Origin of the sequence: Wylensekiella montiformis, from assembly GCF_009697385.1 — a bacterium.
GTDB lineage: Bacteria > Bacillota > Negativicutes > Selenomonadales > Selenomonadaceae > Selenomonas_A > Selenomonas_A montiformis.
Genome location: NZ_VUNL01000003.1, coordinates 209,350 through 224,115, shown reverse-complemented (window position 1 = coordinate 224,115; position 14,766 = coordinate 209,350). Strand labels below are relative to the sequence as shown.

17 protein-coding genes are annotated in these 14,766 nt (G+C 48.6%); 16 read left to right on the top strand and 1 reads right to left on the bottom strand.

Going from position 1 to position 14,766, the window contains the following annotated elements; genetic code table 11:
* Positions 1-3: 3 nt before the first annotated feature.
* The 16 genes from FYJ78_RS04075 (at position 4) to FYJ78_RS12730 (ending at position 12,721) form a co-directional block, all read left to right on the top strand.
* Complete coding sequence (locus FYJ78_RS04075; RefSeq protein ID WP_154620135.1) at positions 4-855, top strand: NAD(+)/NADH kinase; 852 nt, start codon at positions 4-6, stop codon at positions 853-855.
* A gap of 35 nt (positions 856-890) precedes the next feature.
* Positions 891-1,343: an arginine repressor gene (gene argR / locus FYJ78_RS04070; protein ID WP_154620134.1), complete on the top strand. Its 453-nt coding sequence runs from the start codon at positions 891-893 to the stop codon at positions 1,341-1,343.
* Positions 1,344-1,369: 26 nt separating this feature from the next.
* Entirely contained in the window at positions 1,370-3,094 is a 1,725-nt protein-coding gene (gene recN / locus FYJ78_RS04065) for a DNA repair protein RecN (RefSeq protein WP_154620133.1), read from the top strand.
* Positions 3,095-3,150: 56 nt separating this feature from the next.
* A complete protein-coding gene (locus tag FYJ78_RS04060) occupies positions 3,151-3,510 on the top strand; it encodes a hypothetical protein (RefSeq protein WP_154620132.1) in 360 nt (119 codons plus the stop codon).
* Positions 3,511-3,630: 120 nt separating this feature from the next.
* Positions 3,631-4,179, top strand: a complete 549-nt coding sequence (locus FYJ78_RS04055; RefSeq protein WP_154620131.1) for an NUDIX domain-containing protein — start codon at positions 3,631-3,633, stop codon at positions 4,177-4,179.
* Between the two features lie 46 nt (positions 4,180-4,225).
* The gene (locus FYJ78_RS04050) at positions 4,226-4,852 is read left to right on the top strand and encodes a site-2 protease family protein (protein ID WP_154620179.1); all 627 of its coding nucleotides are present in this window, start codon (positions 4,226-4,228) and stop codon (positions 4,850-4,852) included.
* 12 nt (positions 4,853-4,864) lie between these two features.
* Positions 4,865-5,587, top strand: a complete 723-nt coding sequence (locus tag FYJ78_RS04045) for a segregation and condensation protein A (protein WP_154620130.1) — start codon at positions 4,865-4,867, stop codon at positions 5,585-5,587.
* Entirely contained in the window at positions 5,580-6,239 is a 660-nt protein-coding gene (gene scpB / locus FYJ78_RS04040; protein ID WP_154620129.1) for an SMC-Scp complex subunit ScpB, read from the top strand. Before FYJ78_RS04045 ends, scpB begins: the two co-directional genes overlap by 8 nt.
* 39 nt (positions 6,240-6,278) lie before the next feature.
* The gene (locus FYJ78_RS04035) at positions 6,279-8,768 is read left to right on the top strand and encodes a U32 family peptidase (RefSeq protein WP_235899818.1); all 2,490 of its coding nucleotides are present in this window, start codon (positions 6,279-6,281) and stop codon (positions 8,766-8,768) included.
* A 493-nt stretch (positions 8,769-9,261) separates the two neighbouring features.
* Entirely contained in the window at positions 9,262-9,426 is a 165-nt protein-coding gene (locus tag FYJ78_RS04030) for a hypothetical protein (protein ID WP_154620127.1), read from the top strand.
* A gap of 47 nt (positions 9,427-9,473) precedes the next feature.
* Positions 9,474-9,638 carry a hypothetical protein gene (locus tag FYJ78_RS04025; protein WP_154620126.1) on the top strand — a complete coding sequence of 55 codons (165 nt, stop codon included), beginning with the start codon at positions 9,474-9,476 and terminating at the stop codon, positions 9,636-9,638.
* A 50-nt stretch (positions 9,639-9,688) separates the two neighbouring features.
* Positions 9,689-10,087 (top strand): hypothetical protein, encoded by a 399-nt coding sequence (locus FYJ78_RS04020; RefSeq protein ID WP_195847854.1) that lies wholly within the window; start codon positions 9,689-9,691, stop codon positions 10,085-10,087.
* Between the two features lie 121 nt (positions 10,088-10,208).
* The gene (locus FYJ78_RS04015) at positions 10,209-10,529 is read left to right on the top strand and encodes an ArsR/SmtB family transcription factor (RefSeq protein WP_154620124.1); all 321 of its coding nucleotides are present in this window, start codon (positions 10,209-10,211) and stop codon (positions 10,527-10,529) included.
* 97 nt (positions 10,530-10,626) lie between these two features.
* Positions 10,627-11,031 carry an arsenic resistance protein gene (locus tag FYJ78_RS04010; RefSeq protein ID WP_328597629.1) on the top strand — a complete coding sequence of 135 codons (405 nt, stop codon included), beginning with the start codon at positions 10,627-10,629 and terminating at the stop codon, positions 11,029-11,031.
* 107 nt (positions 11,032-11,138) lie between these two features.
* Positions 11,139-11,726, top strand: coding sequence for a sugar O-acetyltransferase (locus FYJ78_RS04005; protein WP_154620123.1), 588 nt, complete (start codon positions 11,139-11,141; stop codon positions 11,724-11,726).
* A gap of 227 nt (positions 11,727-11,953) precedes the next feature.
* Positions 11,954-12,721: an MmcQ/YjbR family DNA-binding protein gene (locus tag FYJ78_RS12730; RefSeq protein WP_195847853.1), complete on the top strand. Its 768-nt coding sequence runs from the start codon at positions 11,954-11,956 to the stop codon at positions 12,719-12,721.
* Positions 12,722-13,034: 313 nt separating this feature from the next.
* On the opposite strand, the gene FYJ78_RS03995 is transcribed toward FYJ78_RS12730, so the two are convergent.
* Entirely contained in the window at positions 13,035-14,336 is a 1,302-nt protein-coding gene (locus FYJ78_RS03995; protein ID WP_154620122.1) for a PHB depolymerase family esterase, read from the bottom strand.
* Between the last annotated feature and the right edge of the window lie 430 nt (positions 14,337-14,766).

Genomic DNA, 14,766 nt, shown 5'->3' with positions numbered 1-14,766 from the left:
TCAATGCAGACCATTGCTGTCTTTCCCAATGTCGGGAAGCCGCAGGCACCGGAAGTATTGCAGCGTATTTTTTCTTTTTATCAGAACAAAGATGTCAGGCTGATCCTTCCTGTCGATGAATCAAGATTTTTTGATATGGAGGAATACGGCGTACCGGATATTGAGCACGTTCCTGCGGATCTGGCTTTAAGTCTTGGCGGTGATGGGACGCTCCTGGGCGTATGCCGCCGCTATGGCGCGGCAGCTGTGCCGGTATGCGGGGTAAATATCGGTACGCTGGGGTTTATGGCAGATATTGAACTGAGTGAACTGGAAACAAAGCTGCAAAAAATCCTGCAGGGGGACTATCGCATTGAACACCGGCTTCTGCTGGCTGGTTTTGTCCGCTCGCAGGAAGAGGAACGTTTTTTAGGACATGCGATCAATGATGTCGTTGTTACAAAAGGCGGTGTAGCCCGCATGCTTCACTTGGGACTCAGCATCAATGATTCTCATCTCATGGATTACAAAGCGGATGGAGTCATTGTCGCATCTCCTACTGGCTCTACGGCTTATTCCCTGTCGGCAGGCGGGCCAATTATGAATCCGAATATACGAGCTCTTCTTATTACGCCTATCTGCGCACATACCTTTAATATGCGTCCATTAGTCGTAGGTGAAGACGATGTAGTGCATATACAAATTGCAGCGATCCATCAGGATATTATTGTAACCTTTGATGGGCAGGAAAGTTTCCGCTTGCTGCCAGGCGATGAAGTAATCGTCATGAAATCGAATGTACAAGCAAAAATTGTAAAATTTGAAGACAAGGATTATTATCAGATTCTGAGAACGAAGCTTTGGAAAGATGCCTGAACCGGGCGAAAATTTAAACAGGAGAGGGTGGAGCAATGAAAAGCGTACGCCATGCGGTTATTAAGAATATCATTGAAAATCAAGTGATTGAAACGCAGGAAGATCTGGCTGAGGCGCTGCGCGAGCGGCGCATTAAAGTCACGCAGGCGACGGTATCCCGGGATATAAAGGAACTCATGCTGATTAAAGTACCAACCAGCGACGGTCGATACCGGTATGCTTCTCCCATGCAGAATGCCATTCTTTTTACAGAAGAACGTATGCAGCGGCTGTTTTCCGACACGGTTACTCATTGCGATTACAGCGAAAACATCATTGTAGTGAAGACCCTGCCGGGAGGGGCGAATACCGTGGCCTCTGCATTAGATCATGCGAACTGGCCGGAAATACTTGGCACTGTAGCCGGAGATGATAATATTTTCGTCATTGTCAAGCCGAAAGAAGCAACCGAGAAGATCATGCAGAGGCTCAAATCTTATCTTCGGTAAAATCAAATTACAAGGGAGATTTTTGCATGTTAAAGACACTGACCGTTTGGAATTTCGCTTTACTGGAACATGTGCAGGTGGAATTTGGACCAGGGCTGAATATCCTGACCGGTGAAACCGGGGCGGGAAAGTCTATACTGATTGATTCCTTGGGCGCAATTTTAGGGCATCGTATTTCCGCAGATTCGATTCGCACGGGCTGTGACTGGCTTCGCGTCGAAGCTGTATTTACTTTGGACGATGTATCGGAGAATCTGCATGCACTGCTCACAAACCAAGCCATTGATGATAACGAGGGACTGCTGATTATTACCAGACAGGTGACAAGGGGAGGGCGCAGCATTGTTCTGGTCAATGGACGCCATGTTACATTAACTTTGTTGAAGCAAATCGGAGCATTTCTTGTTGATATTCATGGACAAAATGAGAATCTGGCTTTGCTGAAAGAAGAAAATCAGTTTTCTCTTTTGGATCAATACGATCAAACCATACAGGATTCTCTTCATGCCTATCATGCGGCCTATACCGGCTGGCAAGAGAAAAAGCGCCTTCTAGAACAGAACGTACAGAACGCTCGGGAATATGCCCAACGGCTGGATATGTTGCGCTGGCAGGATCAGGAAATCTCTGCGGCACATCTTCAGGAACAGGAAGATGTGCAGCTGGAGACAGCAATCCAAAAACTTTCCCATGCAGAAAAACTGACAGGATTTGTAGAAGAGGCTTATGACCTGCTGGAAAATGGTACCCAGAAAGGGATTGGCGTGCTGGCCGCGCTCTCACAGGTCAGTAAAAATCTTGAGGCCATGAGTCGTTTTGACGATTCTATGTCCAACATGCAGGAAATGGTTGAAGAGGCTTCCATCACGCTTCAGGAAGTGGCCAGTGATTTGCGTCAATATGGAGAATCCATCGAATTTCGTCCGGACAAGCTGGATACGCTTCAAAAACGCATGGATGTCATTTATCGGCTGCGAAAGAAGTATGGCGCGACGATTTCGGATATCCTTGCACATCAAAAAAAGGTTCAGCAGGAACTTCATGCCATTGCCCACTACGATGAAGATATCGCTGAACTTGAACAGGATATTTCTGCACGAGAAAAGCAGATGAAACAATGTGCCGCTGTTTTATCTGATCAGAGAATCAAAGCCGCAAAAGCCCTGTCCGCGTTAATCCAGAATCAGCTGGCTTCGCTGGGAATGCCGGACGCTGTATTCCGGATTGACGTGCAGCCATCCGGCAAATACATGGCAAATGGAACGGATAATGTGGCATTGCTTTTTTCCGCCAATCGTGGAGAGACGGCGAAGCCGCTCCAGAAAGTGGCTTCCGGCGGTGAATTGTCTCGCATTGCCCTTGCTGTCAAAACGGTAGCCGCATCTCGTGATACCTCCGTTCCCAGTATGGTTTTCGATGAAATTGATACGGGCATTGGCGGACGCACTGCGCAAATGGTCGCTGAACGCATTGCACAGGTTGCCTTTTACAAGCAAGTCCTTTGCATTACTCATTTGCCGCAGATTGCCTGTATGGCAGATATTCATTTATACCTGTCAAAGATTTCAGAGGAAAACAGCGTGGTTACACACGTACGAACCCTTTCCGAATGCGAACGGATCAGCGAAATTGCCCGCATGGCATCGGGAGCGGATATAACCTCTGCTTCACTGGATAATGCGCGAGAAATGGTCAGTCATGCCCGAACAAAAAAACAACAATTTGCTCAAAAAAAGCAAAATAACCTTTAACGGACCAAAACAAAAATGCAAAAAGATAAATGGAGAAAAAGGGAGGGGGAACAGTTATGAATAAGCAGTTCGGTAAGCTTACGGTATTAGAAACCACCGGGCGGATGGATAAATTCGGCAGTGAATTCTATTGGTGCAGATGTGCCTGCGGAAACATTACCATTCTTTCTCAGGAAGAATTGGAAAGCGGCTTTATAGAGGACTGCGGATGCGGATGCTCGCATCCGGAATCTGCAAAACCGGCGCAGCAGGAAACGCCGCAGGAAAAGAATCAGGCAGAACCTTCATCAGAGAAACCATTTAAAAAGGTATTTGTCGAATCCTTTGCTTCCAGATGGCACGGACTGGATGGTATCGCTACAAATCCGAAACATATTCGTCCTTGGCCGGAAATTCATCGGCGCAAACATACGTGATGCAACTCATACAAGCCTTCTTGCGGGAAGGCTTGATGATTATCTGAACCCTTTTCAGAGAAACGGATTCGTAGTAAAATAAACAGGATTGTTCGTAACTTCATAATAGGAGGAAAGATAATGGATGAAGAATTAATGGAAAAAAAGATCGGAAGTGAAACAATCTTCGACGGAAATCTGCTGCATGTCCGGCGTGATACAGTCTGTCTGCCTAACGGGAAGTCGGCGACGCGTGAATGGATTCAGCACCCCGGAGCTTCGTCTGTTATCCCCGTTTTTCCGGACAAACAAATTCTATTGGTTCGTCAATATCGCTATCCGATCGGGCAGGTTACTTTAGAGGTGCCCGCAGGGAAATTGGATTCTCCTGAAGAAGATCCTCTGACTTGCGCAAAACGGGAGTTATCCGAAGAAACAGGATATGAGGCAGATCGGCTGAAGAAACTTTCGGTACTTGCCACAACCGTGGGATTTTCCAATGAACTTATCCATATGTACGTCGCTGAGGGCCTTAAACCAGGAGTACAGCATCCGGATGAGGATGAATTCATCCATCTGGTTCGTATGCCTCTGCAGCAAGCGGTTGAGATGATATGGGACGGCCGCATTTTTGATGCAAAAACCGTAGCATCTATTCTGATGCTGGATTCCCAACTGAAGGACCAATGATCTCCAATGACCGGACATATGTAGGATTGGGAGGATGATAAAGGATATGTTTGATTTTAATCTGATGGGAATCATCGCGGGGATTCCGGGACTGATCATTGCAATGGTAGTACATGAGTATGCTCATGCACAGACAGCTGTATGGCTGGGGGATTTTACACCAAAAATAATGGGGCGCCTTACGTTGAATCCGGCCGCACACATCGATCCGATCGGTTTGCTTATGTTATTTCTGGTTCATTTTGGCTGGGCAAAACCCGTTATGATTAACCCGGGAAATTTTAAACGCCCGCGGCGCGATGATATTCTGGTTTCTTTGGCCGGACCTCTTTCCAATCTGATTACGGCCTTTTGCGCTCTGATAGTCCTGCTCTGTTATAGTCGTTTTGGCGGACACATGACAACGGGGATATATATGGTATTTCAGCTGATTATCGAATATAATATCGGGTTTGCTATCTTTAACATGATTCCGATTCCGCCGCTTGACGGTTCTCATGTTCTTCGTCAGTTGCTCCCATCTCATTTGGCCTATAAACTGGCTGGGCTGGAACGGTATAGTTTTTGGATTCTGATCATACTGCTCGTTACGCCAGTCCTCAGCCTGATTCTAATTCCTTGCCGCACTCTGATCTGGCATATCTTTTCCCTTATCCTGTCTCCTTTTTTCTAAGATAGGACGGCAATGCAAGAATATAAAGTAAAGATCGAAGCATTTGAGGGTCCTATGGACCTTTTGATGCATCTGATCGAGAAAAACAAGATTGACATCTACGATATTCCGATCGCTATCTTAACGCAGCAATATCTGGATTATTTGGACCATCTGCGTGAATTTGATATCGATGTAGCCAGTTCTTTTTTGGTTATGGCTGCCACTTTGCTGCAGATCAAATCACGGCTGATGCTGCCAAAACCAGAGAAAGAGACGGACCCGGAAGAAGAAGATCCCCGCTTAGAGCTGGTACAGCGAATTTTGGAATACCGAAAATTTAAGCAAGTCAGCACAGTGCTCGGCTCCATGGCAGGTTCACAAGAGCGCTTTGTTTCGCGTGCACCGATGGAACTGCCGATACATCATCTTCCTCCCGGTAATATATCACTGGGTTCCTTACTGGACGCATTTCGGATGGCCTTATCCGTTCAGGCGGAGCTATCTGTCCCCAAAACGCTGGTTGAACCGGAGACCTACCACATCCAGGATAAAATGCAGGAAATTTTATCCCAATTGAATCATCGTTACGGCCGGCTCCTTTTTTCCGAGGCGTTTTCATCCGGGTCGCGAGCAGAACGCATCGTTACCTTTTTGGCTTTATTGGAACTCATCAAGCTCCGGGCAGTCTGTGTCAGGCAGCAATATGCATTCTCAGAAATATATATCTGCATCAGGGAGGACAAGCATGACTGAATGTCAGGAAGATCCAACAAGAACAGAAGTTCGTGTATTAGAAGCTGTTTTGTTTGCTGCAGGAAACCCGCTTACTATAAAGGAGATTGCTTCGGTTCTTCAGCTGGATATATTGGGAACCCAAAACCTTTTGGTGAAACTTCAAGACGAGCTGGATCATCGTCACAGTGGATTGACAATCCGGCAGGTTGCAGGAGGATATCAGCTCGCCACACGGCCGGAACTGTTTTCTATTGTAAAACGTCTGGGACAGGTCGTGGACCGCAAAATCTCTGCACCAACGATGGAAACGCTGTCCATCATCGCTTTTAAGCAGCCTGTCACAAAGACAGAGATCGAGCAGATTCGCGGAGTAAGAGCAGAGCGTTCTCTGCAAAAACTGCTGGAATTAGATTTGATTCGGGAAGTAGGCCGTAAAGCCGTGGTCGGACGCCCTATTCTTTACGGAACGACGGATACCTTTTTGCAATGTTTTGGAATGAATACGCTGGATGATCTGCCGGATTTACCGACGACCGAGCAAGCGGCTGCCGCTTTGAATACGGAGCAGATGGAGCTCTTTCAGGAAATCCGTCAACGTGAAGGGGAACCTTACGATCCGCAAAATGAGAAACATAAAGAATACGAAGAACACGAGGAAACAACAAAATAAGTGGATCCAGCCCAGTGGCGGCTGGATAGAATGGAGGGTATGGAATTGGTTGAATTATTGGCTCCGGCCGGCAGCGAGGATTCGCTAAAAGCAGCGGTGGAAAGCGGGGCAGATGCCATTTATCTGGCAGGAAACTTTTTTGGCGCCAGAGCTTATGCCAACAATTTTGATGAGGATGGCCTTGCGAAGGCCATCCGTTTTGCCCATTTACGGGGAGTCCGTATCCATGTGACGGTCAATACGGTGGTAAATGATTCGGAAATTCCTGCTTTGCGCAAATATCTGCGATTCCTCTATGAAGCGGGAACGGACGCTATTCTGGTGCAGGATCTTGGCGTCGCCAGATTAGCCAGGGAAACCGTCCCGTCTCTTCCGCTGCATGCTAGCACACAGATGACGGTGCACAGTCTGGCTGGAGTTCTGGCTTTGCAGGAACTTGGATTTGAACGTGTTGTCTTGTCCAGAGAGCTCTCGCTGGACGAGATCCGCTATATCTGTGCGAATTGTCAAGTTGAGATTGAAGTCTTTATGCATGGTGCGCTTTGTGTATGCTATTCCGGTCAATGCCTGATGAGCAGTATGATCGGAGGGCGCAGCGGAAATCGTGGGCGCTGTGCGCAGCCATGTCGTCTGCCCTATACGTTAGTGGATGAAACAGGGCAGGATGTGTTGGAAGGGGCTGCCGGAAAATATCTTTTGTCGCCACGGGATCTTAATACGATAGATCTCATTCCGCAACTCATTGACGCAGGGGTGTCCTCTTTAAAAATTGAGGGACGTATGAAGCGTCCGGAATACGTAGCCGCTGTAGTACAAACTTATCGTCAGGCAATCGATACCTGCTATAAAGGAACAAACTATCAGGTAACGCAGGAAGAACGCGATACGCTGGCGCAGATTTTTAACCGCGACTTTACGACAGCGTATCTTACCGGACGTCCGGGAAAACATATGATGAGTGATCGCCGGCCGAACAACCGGGGGCTGTTGATTGGCCGTGTATCTGTATATGACCGCGATCATCGGCTTGTCACAATAAAACTCAACGGTCAACTTGCCAATGGAGATCAGGTGGACTTCTGGGTGAAAGTCGGCGGCCGGGTTACAGCTTCTGTGCAGGATATGACCGATGAAAAAGGGCGGCCGCTCCAGTCGGGGAAAGCTGGTGATCTTGTTCGTTTCTGTGTTCCGATGACCGTGCATGAGCATGATCGTGTATTTAAAGTATATGATGGGGCATTAATGGAACGCACGCGAAAAACATTCCGATCAGCGGATCCGATACGGCGGATTCCAGTAAACGCAGTAGTTCGTGCTGCGATAGGAAAGCCTCTTATGCTCCGGCTGACCGATAAAGAAGGCCATACCGGTGAAGCATTGACACACTTTATCGGTGAACCGGCTCGCAATCGTCCCTTGACAGAAGCGATCGTACGTGGGCAAATCGAGCGCCTTGGTACCTCTGTCTATTCCCTGAATACCTTAACCTGTTCCATCGAGGGATCTGTTATGATACCGATGAGCGAGTTAAACGACGTACGTCGCCGCGCCGTAGAAGATCTGGACGAACATCGTTTGGCTGTCTATTCACGTTCGGAGCAGAAGCTGCCGAAAATCCATACGAATATGCAGCCTTTGCCGAAAAAGGCGTCTCGTCTCATGGTATCGGTAGAAACCATTGAGCAAATGAGGGCAGCGATCGAGACCGGTGCGGATGGCATATTATTCGGTGGAGATTCTTACCATCATCAGCCGATTACTCCGAATGATTACCAAAAGGCGTGGGGGATAGCCAGAGAAACTGGAATTCGCATTGATTTCAATCTGCCGCGGATCATTCGGGATTCCCACCAAAAAGCAATCGAAAATCTATTGGTATCATGCCGGGAAAATTTCGAGCCGGATGCCATTCATGTTCATAATATCGGGGCGCTGTCTTTGGTAAAAAATCTGACCAGACTGCCGATACACGCCGATTATTCTTTGATTGCTTATAATCTTCAAACCTTAGAATTTCTGCGTGACTACGGTGCAGCAGAGGCTACGCTTTCACCAGAGCTTAACATTGGACAAATTCGGTCTTTAGCAGCAAATAGTCCGTTGCCGCTTACCTGCATTGTACACGGTAAATTGGAACTTATGGTATCCGAATACTGCGTTATCGGCAGCTTCCTCGGCGGTGAAGGGCAAAATACCTGCACCCATCCATGCACGAAGAAAAGCTATGCCTTAAAAGACCGCAAAGATGCTTTATTTCCGCTGGTAACGGATCAATTTTGCCATATGCATATTCTAAACAGCAAAACACTTTCTATGATGCCGCATGTTATGGAATTTGAGTCCTGGGGCATTCATTCCTTGCGCATAGAAGCAAAAGCAATGAATCCTGACCAGATCCGTCGTATCGTCCGTGCCTATCAAACGGCTGCTGCGTTCCCCGTGGAACCGGATGAGGCACAGAAAAATTGGATACAAGCACAAGAAGGACCTGAAGTTACACGAGGCCATTATTTCCGTGGGGTACTTTAAGACAGGGAGTGCGACAAAACGCTTTCGTATTTTGCCGCACTCCCTGTTTATGATGCTCTAGGCGCGATGCCGGGGCGAGGAGTATTTCAGGACTATAAACCTTCCACCGCTTTTTGAAATGGCGGAAGTTCTCGTGGGATACCTAATTGGCAAAATGTGTGCCATAATGGACGAGAAGAACAAAAAGGAGGGGAATGTTAGGCAGAGAAATTACATGCACTCGCTTGCGCAGTTGCAGCGACTTTTTACGGGGCGACGACGTTTTCGCTATTCCCTTCATCGGATTATAGCACGTGTATTTCCGAGGCTGACAAGATTGCGCAGAATATCTGGGAACGTACCGGCTTTATGCTGAAGCAAGCAATCGATAATAACAGGGGAGTTTTCCTCTGTAAAATATAAGGCCGGGGGTATTGAAAACCAGCAGGACGCGGGATACAATGAAGATAGGATAAGCAAGGCCGTTTTTGGCAAGTATCTCAACGATGGCATTATGCAGATGGTACGCAATATCGTTGCAAGGGAAATCGGGGAGCATGTGAATCTTGCGGAAATGAGTGATCCGGTGAAGCGCGATGCGGAGCGGGATCAGCTGCCATATATCCGTAAAATGTTGGTATGGTTCAATACAAGCGCAATACAAAATAATCAGGCATAAAGATAGGCTGGCAGCGAAGATTGAGTATGCGAGGAGGTGCTTCGATTATGACGAAAGAATCAGAAGCCAATATGGCGAAGTTCGACCGTCTGATGGAGACAACCGATAGAGAAGAATCAATCAGGCTGGCGATGGAATTGTTTCCCGGAATGACTCAAAGGGAAGCGGAGAGGATAACCGACGAGGCGTTAGCGGGGTATCGCGAAACATAGCGGCCAGCCGCTCTAGGGCATGGAAACATTTCAATCACCTTTATGAACAAATGAAGAAGGAAAGCCGTTCTGATAATCAGGGCGGCTTTTCTAGTGTGCAAAATCCCATGCGCTATTCCGCTGAGACGGAGCAGGCCCCGCGGAAGTTTGTGGAAAAGGCGTTTTTGAACCTCACGAAGCGCAGTAGTCATATCAAGGGCGATAAGAAGATGATTGGCAAGCTGGCGAAGGACAACGATATGACGCTGGCGGAAGCGCAGGAGCTTGTCGGAGATAGTGTACGGCGTAAGAGCCGCCACCGGTTCTTTGGCAATATGATGCATCGCATGGGCGTTGAGGGATATGAGAAGAATCTGGATTGGGTGCTGCGACACTATTTCAGCAGTGCTTCGCGTTATCCGGAAGAATGCTTTTCCGAAGAACTCTCGATATGCCTTACTTCTTTATAGGGTTGCTAGGTGTTTAAGTTATTATTGCAATTTAGGTTATTAAAAAGATATATTGATATATTGATAACTGTAAATGTATATGTATATGGTATAATATGTACATCTCTCGGAGGTGAAAATCATGGGATTCAGAGAAGACGCCAGGAAAATAAAGGCACTTACCGATGAGAACCGCCTTGCTATCATGTTGGCGTTGCAGCATGGAGAAAAATGTGGATGTGATCTGCTAAAGGAGCTGGATATCACGCAGCCGACGCTTTCGCACCACATGAAAATTCTTGCAGACAGCGGCCTTGTGGATTACTACAAAGAGGGAAAATGGATGCATTACTCTATCTCCGCAGACGGTGTCAAAAATTTCCGGGAAATGATCGGTTCCTACGCAAGATGTGACTGTGAAACAGACAGCAGCGTATCCTGCGGATGTAAGGAAAAGAAGTAATTGATATCTGTCATTCATAGGCAGTCCTTTTGGATTGCCTATATAAAGGTCATAAACATAGATACATTTCAATATATCGAATTAATGGAGGTTGGTCATGAACAATCGGAGTAAAGCGATGAATACCTTTCAGCGGTATCTTTCGGTATGGGTACTGCTCTGCATGGCGATAGGAGTACTGATTGGGCATTTTGTCCCCATCGTTCCCGTCACACTTGGCATGTTTCAGATTTTTGGCATTTCGATTCCTATCGCTGTTCTCATTTGGGTTATGATATACCCGATGATGATGAAGGTGGATTTTCAGAGCATAAAACAGATTGGGAAGAACCCGAAAGGGCTTTTGGTCACGTGGGTGACAAACTGGCTGATCAAGTCTTTCACTATGTATGGAATTGCTTACCTGTTTTGGTTTGTCGTGATCCCACTTATCGGTGGTATTCTGACAAGGATGACGGTCATGCTCCTGCTTGTGCGAATCGCAACGAAACGAATGGAATAGCTTGGAAATTGTCCACGGCGATCATGGTTCTATGAATTAAGACATTTTTAACAGAAAACTTTTCATGAATCGGATATACTAGTAATAACCAGCAAGGAGGATGAAAAATGACAGAGAAAGATAAAATGCTGCATCAGAAGTTGTATGATGCCAATTATGATCCAGATCTTGAAAGGGAAAGGATTCGATGCAAGAGCCTTTGTCAAACCTACAATAACTTGCCAATCGAAAAGGTGGACGAGAGGCATGCCTTCATAAAGTCGATTCTCGGAGAAACAGGAAAGCATGTTCATATTGAACCGGATTTTTGGTGCGACTACGGCTACAGGATTAAGGTGGGGGAAAACTTCTACGCAAATCACGGCTTGATTATTCTTGATGCGGGAGGTGTGACCTTTGGCCACGATGTTTTCCTTGCACCATCTTGCGGTTTCCATACATCCGGTCATCCGATTGATTTTGAACGCCGAAATCAGGGGCTGGAGTATGCTTATCCGATTGTTGTCGGTGATAACGTATGGATTGGCGCGGGGGTGCAGGTTATGCCCGGGGTCACGATTGGAAGCAACGCGGTCATAGGAGGCGGCAGTGTTGTGGTAAAGGATATTCCATCCAATAGTGTGGCCGTTGGAAATCCTTGTCGGGTGATTCGCCGGATTACCGAAGAGGAAGGAAAGAGAAGCTGGGACAGATAAGCGGATATCTTTCGCGGTCACTTTTTCCATTGCTCTTCCGGCGACCGCTAAGAGAGTTGTTCTTGCACGGTCAGACGGTTTGTTGAGCGAAAGAGCAGGATAGCATAAAATGTCGCTGAAAAAAGCGACGGAACGAAGCAACCGGCAGGAATGGTGAGGGTCTGTAGCGAACTTTACCCTAGAACGGGAGATAGCAGGCAGGAGAAGGATGAAAGGTAGGCTGCGATATGACGTTACGAGACGATGTTTTGCGATATGTACACGATACATACAAGACGAAGCCGGAATTTCTATGGCGCCGTTTCCCTCATTATGCCGTTTTACGCCATGCCGACAACCGTAAGTGGTACGGATTAATCATGGATGTGCCGAGAGAAAAGTTGGGGCTTCAGGGCAAAGAGCGCGTGGACATTCTCAATGTGAAACTTTCAGATCCCACCTATGCCGATGTGCTGATCCGGCAGGAAGGCTACTTCAAAGGCTACCACATCAGTCGTGGAAATTGGATATCGGTGTTGCTCGACGGCACGATTGCCATGAAAGAAATTCAAAGCCTGATAGATGAGAGCTTTATCGTCACGTCGAAACGCCGCAAGAAAACATGGAAACTAGATCGAGTGGATCACATCGCGATAACGGTTCGCAATATCGATACATCGGTGGATTTCTATACCCGGATTTTGGGGATGGAACATGAGGTCGGTGCTGGGGGACGGCACGCGTTGCGCTTTGGGCAACAGAAAATAAACCTTCATTCGTATAAGGGAGAGTTTCAACCGGCCGCGAAAAATCCGGAATATGGTTCGCAGGATTTGTGCTTTATCATTGATGGTGCTATCGAATCCGTCAAAGAGGAGATAGCGTCCAAAGGAATCGAGATTATCGAAGGGATCGTAGACAGGCATGGTGCGCTCGGTCCCATGAAAAGCCTATATCTCAGAGATCCGGATGGAAACCTGATTGAACTGGCAGAATACGGCAGAAAGAAGAAATAAAAAACGTCCAATCTTTTTGACTGGACGTTTTTTCGTATGGTTGAGAAGGCTAGGGGGAGTTTATGGCAAGACCACCGCCGGGAGAGTTTCAGCATGAATCGGTTGGAAACAGCCTTTTTATCGACTGGAGGCGCTATCGTGAAACCTTTATTTACACACGCAGAACTTCGCCAGATGAATCTATCGGCAAAGCGAGGGAGATGGGTGGGGCTTGTACAACTCCCGGACATTCCGACCTTCGCGGTGTGGTTGTTTCGATGCGGGTGGATATGCCAGTCATCGGATATCGGCGATCTTTTGGCAGAAACGGGATTCAGTGCGTACGTTTTTGTGTGAACAGCCATGCGAGCGCCGGCGTCATGCGGTAGGCGTGCTGCCAGGTGGAGCGGTGGCTGCCGCCCTCGTAGATGGTCTGGTAAATGCTGCAAGTCGGTGTGATGAGAGAGGCGGCATCCCGATTGATATCGGCTTCCGGGCGGTCTGCGCTGATGGTCTGGCGGCGGACGGTGACGCCGCTCGCCTCGATGTCCTTGAGAATGGCGCGCATGCTCGGCATGGCACCGGCGTCGCCCTCCGATGAGACGATCCAAAGATGCTGACGCGCGAGCGCCGAGGCAGAGGACTCAGCCCATTTGCAGGCGACGAGGTACGAGCCGGCAAATACGTCCGGATAGGCGGTATCCATTTCGATGGAGGTCATGCCGCCCATGGACTGGCCCGTGTTGTAGATGCGATCCGTATCGATGGCGTACTGCTGGGTGAGCGCTTTTACGAGGTGCATCGTGCGCTCCAGCTCTGGTCCGTGCTGGTAGAGATCGTTGACGATGATGGTATCGTACTGCGGGGCGAGGACGAAGCAGGGATGCTCTGCCTGCCACTCTGGTGGCGAGGCGAACGTGATCGCGCCGAGTCCTTGGACGAGGGTCGTTTTGACATCGGACGAGACGGCACCGGCATCGTGCATAAAGAGGACGAGCGGATAGCGCTTTTCCGGGTTATAGTTCTTTGGAATGTAAAGGTTGTAGGCGAGTGCCGCGCCGCCCTGCGCGGGATCCTGGAATATTGCCTGCTGGAAATCCTCGACGACGAGTTCGCGCACGCTCGTCGTTTTTTGCGATGCGGAGGGCGCGCAGAGCAGTCCTGCTGTCGTCTTGACCAAGCCTACCTGCGCCACCTGTGCCTCCATGACGGGGAGCGGCTGCGGATTTCCGTGACTGCCGAGCGTTGGCCCCATATGTCCCATGGCGTTTCGCTGCGCGATAGGTCCGTCCTCTGGGTGCGTATCGACGGAGGAGTCAACGAGTGGGAGCGGTGCGAGCTCGAGTACGACATAGGAACCGGTTTTAGGCGCAGCGGAGGCGGGATCTTGTCCCTCTACGGGATAGGCGCGCGTGATCGTTCGGCCTGTGACCTCATAGTCGTCGGGCGTCACGGATGCGGCATCGATGGGCGCATCGTAGGAGAGGACGACGCGGCTCACGTGTTCGCCGTCGCCTGCGCCCTCTGCCACGGCCTCTGCACCCGTGATCTGCGGAGAGGCAGCCAAGCATCGCGCTCCGGGTAGGAGAAAACAGGCCGCTGCCAATGCAGCAGCGGAGAAGAGCAAAGGTTTCATAGCAAACTTCCTTTCTGTTGCGAGAAACTCCCGTGTACAGGAGAAATCTCTCGTGTATCACGGACGGATATCCTCATTATAAAGGATCATGTCAAGAAGAATGCGCTGAAGGCGGGCTTAGGGGATGCTATAGAATCGTCTTCTTTGGCCGCCTGCGAACGGTTATGCGTAAGCCGATTCAACCAGCATCTGCCGTGTACGCCATAGCAGAAGCGCAGATGATTGTAAAAACGCTCTTGATCCTTCCTGTGGCTGCGCTCCACCTTGCCATTGTGACGTGGCGTTCTCGGACTCATGTGGCAAATAACGCTTCTGATGTGGTATGATAGACATGGCGATCAGGTCTCCTTTTGTAGAAGTTTGCTGCAACCAATATTCTACGGGATTCGGTCGCTTTTGTATATCCCTCCAGTCTCACATCTATTGTAAA

Coding starts and splice junctions, on each gene's coding strand:
- FYJ78_RS04075 (WP_154620135.1), top strand. CDS start 4: ATGCAGACCATTGCTGTCTTTCCCAATGTCGGGAAGCCGCAGGCACCG.
- FYJ78_RS04010 (WP_328597629.1), top strand. CDS start 10,627: ATGAACAATCGGAGTAAAGCGATGAATACCTTTCAGCGGTATCTTTCG.
- FYJ78_RS04005 (WP_154620123.1), top strand. CDS start 11,139: ATGACAGAGAAAGATAAAATGCTGCATCAGAAGTTGTATGATGCCAAT.
- FYJ78_RS04045 (WP_154620130.1), top strand. CDS start 4,865: ATGCAAGAATATAAAGTAAAGATCGAAGCATTTGAGGGTCCTATGGAC.
- FYJ78_RS12730 (WP_195847853.1), top strand. CDS start 11,954: ATGACGTTACGAGACGATGTTTTGCGATATGTACACGATACATACAAG.
- FYJ78_RS04055 (WP_154620131.1), top strand. CDS start 3,631: ATGGATGAAGAATTAATGGAAAAAAAGATCGGAAGTGAAACAATCTTC.
- FYJ78_RS04050 (WP_154620179.1), top strand. CDS start 4,226: ATGTTTGATTTTAATCTGATGGGAATCATCGCGGGGATTCCGGGACTG.
- argR (WP_154620134.1), top strand. CDS start 891: ATGAAAAGCGTACGCCATGCGGTTATTAAGAATATCATTGAAAATCAA.
- FYJ78_RS04015 (WP_154620124.1), top strand. CDS start 10,209: ATGGGATTCAGAGAAGACGCCAGGAAAATAAAGGCACTTACCGATGAG.
- FYJ78_RS04035 (WP_235899818.1), top strand. CDS start 6,279: ATGGAATTGGTTGAATTATTGGCTCCGGCCGGCAGCGAGGATTCGCTA.
- FYJ78_RS04025 (WP_154620126.1), top strand. CDS start 9,474: ATGACGAAAGAATCAGAAGCCAATATGGCGAAGTTCGACCGTCTGATG.
- FYJ78_RS04060 (WP_154620132.1), top strand. CDS start 3,151: ATGAATAAGCAGTTCGGTAAGCTTACGGTATTAGAAACCACCGGGCGG.
- scpB (WP_154620129.1), top strand. CDS start 5,580: ATGACTGAATGTCAGGAAGATCCAACAAGAACAGAAGTTCGTGTATTA.
- FYJ78_RS03995 (WP_154620122.1), bottom strand. CDS start 14,336: ATGAAACCTTTGCTCTTCTCCGCTGCTGCATTGGCAGCGGCCTGTTTT.
- recN (WP_154620133.1), top strand. CDS start 1,370: ATGTTAAAGACACTGACCGTTTGGAATTTCGCTTTACTGGAACATGTG.
- FYJ78_RS04020 (WP_195847854.1), top strand. CDS start 9,689: ATGAAGAAGGAAAGCCGTTCTGATAATCAGGGCGGCTTTTCTAGTGTG.
- FYJ78_RS04030 (WP_154620127.1), top strand. CDS start 9,262: ATGCAGATGGTACGCAATATCGTTGCAAGGGAAATCGGGGAGCATGTG.